At 70.8% G+C, this 5119-nt stretch carries 6 protein-coding genes; all 6 read right to left on the reverse strand.

Annotated elements, in window-relative coordinates; translation table 11 throughout:
• Nucleotides 1-173 precede the first annotated feature (173 nt).
• A complete protein-coding gene (locus tag ACWF94_RS32890; protein WP_453496943.1) occupies nucleotides 174-605 on the reverse strand; it encodes a MaoC/PaaZ C-terminal domain-containing protein in 432 nt (143 codons plus the stop codon).
• A 2-nt stretch (nucleotides 606-607) separates the two neighbouring features.
• The gene (locus ACWF94_RS32895; protein WP_453496946.1) at nucleotides 608-1027 is read right to left on the reverse strand and encodes an FAS1-like dehydratase domain-containing protein; all 420 of its coding nucleotides are present in this window, start codon (nucleotides 1025-1027) and stop codon (nucleotides 608-610) included.
• A 20-nt stretch (nucleotides 1028-1047) separates the two neighbouring features.
• Nucleotides 1048-1929: an SDR family NAD(P)-dependent oxidoreductase gene (locus ACWF94_RS32900; RefSeq protein WP_453496948.1), complete on the reverse strand. Its 882-nt coding sequence runs from the start codon at nucleotides 1927-1929 to the stop codon at nucleotides 1048-1050.
• A 5-nt stretch (nucleotides 1930-1934) separates the two neighbouring features.
• The gene (locus ACWF94_RS32905; protein ID WP_453496951.1) at nucleotides 1935-3122 is read right to left on the reverse strand and encodes a lipid-transfer protein; all 1188 of its coding nucleotides are present in this window, start codon (nucleotides 3120-3122) and stop codon (nucleotides 1935-1937) included.
• Between the two features lie 393 nt (nucleotides 3123-3515).
• Entirely contained in the window at nucleotides 3516-4064 is a 549-nt protein-coding gene (locus ACWF94_RS32910) for a class I adenylate-forming enzyme family protein (protein ID WP_453496954.1), read from the reverse strand.
• Nucleotides 3997-5119, reverse strand: a 1123-nt coding sequence (locus ACWF94_RS32915) for a class I adenylate-forming enzyme family protein (RefSeq protein WP_453496957.1), incomplete at its 5' end; no start/stop codon positions are given. The genes ACWF94_RS32915 and ACWF94_RS32910, both read right to left, overlap by 68 nt.

The raw sequence follows: 5119 nt of genomic DNA on the forward strand, positions 1-5119 counted from the left end.
GCCGGGAAGCGGGCCCGGCCCCTCAACCCCCGGACAGCGGGCTCAGCCCCTCAAGGCCCTACCGGCAAGCGGGCCCGGCCACTCAAGCGGCTGCCGGGACGCGGGCGCGGCCCCGCCGGTGAGTGTGCTCGCCGGCCGGGCCGCGCCTTCCCCCGGTGGTGCCGGGGGGCGGGTCAGGGAAGGACGAACTCGGCGTCGCCCTTGAGCGCGGCGGAGCCGGTCTGGCGCTCGCAGCGGAGATCGACCGTCACCCGGCGTCCGCCGCCGGGCTCGTCGGTCACGGCGGTGACCTTGGCGGTGCAGGTCAGTTCGTCGTCGGGCCAGACCTGGTCCGCGAAACGGATCTTGAAACGGCGCAGGGTCTCCACACCGAGCCAGTCGGTCACATAGGTCGCGAGCATTCCGGCCTGGAGCATCCCCACGGAGAACACCGACGGAAAGCCCGTGGCCTTCGCGAACAGCTCGTCGTGGTGCAGCGGATGGAAATCGCCTGACGCGCCCTGGTACTTGACGAAGTCGGTACGGGTCAGTTTGGGGTAGGTGCGGGGCTCGGCCTCCTGGCCCACCGCCGGCTCGATACGCTCGGCGGTCGCGGACTCGCTCATGTTCAGCCCTCGTCCTTCTTGGGTGCCTTCTCGGTTTCGACCAGCGTGCTGCGCGCCTCGACGACCAGCGCCCCGCTCTCGTCGCGGAACTCGGTCACCACGACACCGAAGCGCATGCTGCCACCGCGCTTGCCCGGCTTCTCATAGGTCTCGACGACCTTCGATTCACAGGTCAGGGTCTGGCCCGCCCTCGGCAGCGGGCCGTGGAAGACGTACTCCTCCTCGCCGTGCAGGATGCGGCGCATATCGAAGCCCAGTTTGGCGATGCCGGACTCGGCGGCCGGCTCCCACAGGGTGCGGGAGCTGACCAGGAAGGTCGGCGGGATGACCGGTGCGGCGCCCTTGTGCGCCGGGTGGCGGCTCTTGACCGCGCGGGAGAACTCGCGGATCTTGCCGAGTTCGATCGGCATGGTGTAGCTCATACGGCTGCTGCTCCTGACTGCTAGAGGGGGACGCGCTGGCGGTTGACCTTGACCCGGGTCGGCCAGGAGGACAGCTCGGTGGCCAGCCCGTCGACGGTCCAGCGCTCGCCGCGGTCCACCTCGTGGGCGATGCTCCAGCTCTGGTAGAGGCCGACATGACCGCCGTGGACGGAGAAGACCTGACCGGTGAAGGGGCAGTCCGCGGTGGCGAGATAGCCGACGAGCGGCGCGATGTTCGCCGGGTCGAAGCGGTCGAAGCCGTCCCCCTCCTCGACGGCCTTGGCGATGGCCTCGCCGAGGCCCGGGGTGGCCAGCACGGGAGCGGTCGCCGCGACCGGGGCGATGGCGTTGGCCCGCACCTCGAAGCGCTTCAGCTCGACCGACGCGGTGACCGCCATCATGGCGGAACCCGCCTTCGCGGCCGAGTAGTTGAACTGCCCCGGGTTGCCGTGCAGACCGGCGCCGGAGCTGGTGTTGACCACCGAGCGGTCGGTGGTGGTCCCGGCCTTGGCCTGGTCGCGCCAGTACACGGCGGCGGCCCTGGTGAGGGCGAAGGTGCCCTTGAGGTGCACCTCAAGAATGGAGTCGAACTGCTCCTCGGTCATCTTGACCAGGAGTGCGTCCCGGACGAATCCGGCGTTGTTCACGATGATGTGCAGATCGCCGTAGGTCTCCACGGCGGCGTCGACCATCGCCTGGCCGACCGCGAGGTCGCCGACGCTGCCCTCGACCGCGACCGCCTGGCCGCCGGCTTCGGTGATCTCGCCGACGACGGCCTTCGCGCCCTTGATGTCGTTCACGACGACCTTGGCACCCTCGGCCGCCAGCAGCAGAGCCTCTGCGCGGCCGAGTCCGGCGCCCGCGCCGGTGACCACCGCGACACGTCCGTCAAGCTTTCCCATGGTTGTCAGTTCGCCTTCCGGTAGATGGCGGCGACGCCGGCGCCGCCGAGTCCGAGATTGTGCTGAAGGGCCGCGGTGGCCCCGGAGACCTGGCGCTTGTCGGCTTCGCCGCGCAGCTGCCAGGTGAGTTCGGCGCACTGGGCGAGGCCGGTGGCGCCGAGGGGGTGGCCCTTGGTGAGCAGCCCGCCGGAGGGGTTGACCACCCACTGGCCGCCGTAGGTGGTGGCTCCTGACATCAGCAGGTCGCCGCCCTTGCCCTCGGGGCACAGGCCCAGCGCCTCGTAGAGCAGGACTTCGGCGGGCGCGAAGCAGTCGTGCAGCTCGACCACCTGGACGTCCTCGGGGCCGAGGCCGGACTCCTCGTAGACCTGCCGGGCGACCCGCCGGTTCATGTGCCAGCCGATGATGCCCCGGTCGCTGCCGTCGAAGGTGTCGGGCGTGTCGGTCGTCATGGCCATCGCCGAGATCTCGACGGCCCGGTCCCGCAGACCGTGCTGGTCGACGAAGCGCTCACTGGCCACGATCGCCGAGGCGCCGCCGTCGGATGTGGGGCAGCACATCATGCGGGTCAGCGGGTCGCTGGCCATCGGGGAGGCCATGACCTCCTCGGCGGTGCGGGCCGTCTGGAACTGCGAACGCGGGTTGTTCACCGCGTGGCCGTAGTTCTTCACGGAGACGGCCGCCCAGGTCTCGACCGTGGTGCCGTACTTCTCCATGTGTTCCTTGGCCGCGTTGGCGAACATCTGCGGGGCGATCGGGGTGTCGACCCGGCCGCGCTTGGTCCACATCGCCTTGATCTGCTTGCGCAGCGGTGACGGGCGGCCCTGGAAGACCTGCGGGATGCTGCCGGCGGACATCTTCTCGAAGCCCACGGCCATCACACAGTCCGCCTGGCCGTACTTGACGGCTTCCCGCGCCAGGAACAGGCCGGACACACCGGACGCGCAGTTGTTGTTGACATTGACGATCGGGATGCCGGTCATTCCCAGCTCGTACAGGGCGCGGTTGCCATAGCAGGAGTCGCCGTGGACATAGCTGCCGAAGGCCCGCTCGACCAGGTCGTACGCGATCCCGGCGTCGTCCAGGGCAGCCTGGCCGGCCTCGCGCCCCATGTCCGGGTAGTCCCAGTCCCGGGCCCCCGGCTTCTCGAATTTCGTCATGCCCACACCGATGACGAAGGTGCGCTGTGTCATATCAGCTTCTCCTGGTGGTTGGTGGGTTCCGCCCCTCGCGCGCCTGGCGCTCCGGGCGGTCACTCCTTCTGGGGCCGCAGCGGCCCGGCCACGGTTCACCGCACGGCGGCCGGGCTCCCCCGTGAGCGGCCGGCCGCGCACGGGGTGTCTGCCGAGAGTCCCCCGCTGGAGGCCCCGTAGCCTCTCCTATTCAAAACGACTATTCACTTAAGCTCGATTGATGTCAAGAGCCGACCGCTGTGCCGCTTCCCCGATGCGCGATGTGTTCCGGCCTCTTTGCCGAAGACCGGGGGCACGTCGACGCTGCCGGGAGAGCCCCAAGGGATCCTTGAACATGACTTCACATGTTTGGACCGGCCCGGTGTCGGACCCGGCCCGTCAGGGGACGGCCGGTCAGGGGGACGGCCGGTCAAGGCGGGCCCGCAGCTCCCGCTTGAGCACCTTGCCGGTCGGGGAGACGGGCAGCGCGTCCACCAGGTGGAGTTCCCGGACCCGGTGGTACGGCGCGACGCGCTCGGCCACATAGGCCATCAGCGCGTCGGCGAGCCCGGGGGCCTTGTCGGCCCCAGGGCGTGTGATCACGAACGCGACCGGTATTTCCCCGACGCCCTCCTTCGCCGCGCCGACCACGGAGGACTGGGCGACCGCCGGGTGTGTGCCGAGGATCTCCTCCAGCAGGTGGGGGTAGACGTTGTAGCCCTTGTAGATGAGCATGTCCTTCTCCCGCCCGGCCAGGAACACCCAGCCGTCCTCGTCCCGCCAGGCCAGGTCTCCGGTGCGCAGCCACCCGTCGCGGAACTGCTCGGCGGTCCGCACCGGGTCGTCGTGATAACCGTCGGCGATCTGCGGGCCACGGGCCCAGATCTCGCCCTTCTCACCCGCGGGCAGCACGGTCTCGCCGTCGGCGGCCCGGATCTGTACCTCGGTGTCGAAGACGGGCACCCCGACCGAGCCGGGCGGGCCCGTCACCCCCCCGGTTCGCGATGTTGAGGACCAGGGCCGAGGTCGCCTCGCTGAGCCCGTACCCCTCCACGACCATGCCCTCGGTGAACCGCGCGCGCAGCCGGGCCAGGGTGGAGGCGTCGATCGGGCCGCCCCCGGTGACGAGCAGGCGGACCGAGGAGAGGTCGTACGTATCGAGGCCGGGGGCGAGCAGCAGCGCGTGGTAGAAGGACGGGGTCCCGACGAGATACGACACCCGGTGCTCCTCGATGCCCGCCAGATAGGACTCCGGGTCGAAGCGGGGGCTCATGACCACGGTCGCGCCCATCATGGTGTTGAAGACATGGCCGACCAGGGCGAGGCCGTGGAACATCGGGGCGACGGTGAGCGCGGTGGTGTCCCCCGGGTGCAGCGGGTAGTGCTCGGTGGCGTCCGGCACGGGTTCGGGGGTGAGGCCCCCGTGTCCGTCGGGTCGCGTCAGACACCCCGCCCGCCAGGCGGCGATCTGCACGGTGTGGGCGACCAGAGCGCTGTGCGGGATCCGGACGCCCTTGGCCACTCCGGTGGTGCCGCCGGTGAGCTGGAGGTGGGCCACGGTCTCCGGAGGTACCGCGTAGCCGGTCAGCGGCTCCGCGGCCAGCAGTTCGGTCAGCGGGACCGAACCGGGCGGCACCGCGCCGTCCGGGCCCGCCGGAGCGACGGCGGTCTCAGCCGCCCAGGCCACCAGGCGCATGCCCTCGGTACCGGCGGCGACGAGGCGGGGCGCGCACGAGGGGTGGGTGACGACGGCGGCGGCACCCAGGTCGGCCAGTTGCCTGCGTACCATCGCCGTCGGCTGGGCGGGATTGAGGGCGGCGGCCGTGGCGCCGGAACACAGAATCCCGAAGTAGACGACCGGCAGCCACAGCGAGTTCGGCAGATGGAGCGCGACCGTGTCGCCCGGTCCGATCCCGTGGGCGCGGAGCCCGCCCGCGAGCCGCAGCGCGCGGTCGTGGACCTCGGCGTATGTCAGGGACCTGTCGCCGTCGCGCAGGGCGATACGGCCGGGGTGGCGG

The organism is Streptomyces sp. NPDC055078 (assembly GCF_053607985.1).

Coding starts and splice junctions, on each gene's coding strand:
- ACWF94_RS32900 (WP_453496948.1), bottom strand. CDS start 1,929: ATGGGAAAGCTTGACGGACGTGTCGCGGTGGTCACCGGCGCGGGCGCC.
- ACWF94_RS32905 (WP_453496951.1), bottom strand. CDS start 3,122: ATGACACAGCGCACCTTCGTCATCGGTGTGGGCATGACGAAATTCGAG.
- ACWF94_RS32895 (WP_453496946.1), bottom strand. CDS start 1,027: ATGAGCTACACCATGCCGATCGAACTCGGCAAGATCCGCGAGTTCTCC.
- ACWF94_RS32890 (WP_453496943.1), bottom strand. CDS start 605: ATGAGCGAGTCCGCGACCGCCGAGCGTATCGAGCCGGCGGTGGGCCAG.